Raw genomic sequence first — 242 nt, 5'->3', positions numbered from 1 at the left:
GACTTGGTTGTTCAGCATATTCTAATTTTATGCCCAAATCACTACCATCACCTAAAAGGTTTTTGAAATTTGGCAAATCATGAGGCGTCGAAATAATTAAAATTTCGTTGATCCCAGCTAACATTAGAACCGACAACGGATAATAAATCATCGGTTTGTCGTAGATTGCCATCATTTGCTTAGAAATGGATTTTGTTAAAGGATACAATCTTGTTCCCGAACCTCCAGCTAATATTATACCT

The 242-nt window shown here is 35.5% G+C and carries 1 protein-coding gene; it reads right to left on the bottom strand.

The annotated features are described in order from the left end of the window. On the bottom strand, positions 1 to 242 hold a 242-nt coding region (locus DIU01_RS08230), incomplete at both ends, for a sugar phosphate nucleotidyltransferase (RefSeq protein WP_290833365.1).

It is taken from the genome of Flavobacterium sp. (genome assembly GCF_003525665.1).
Classification (GTDB): Bacteria; Bacteroidota; Bacteroidia; order Flavobacteriales; family Flavobacteriaceae; genus Flavobacterium.
This window is presented reverse-complemented; position numbering and strand designations above follow the sequence as displayed.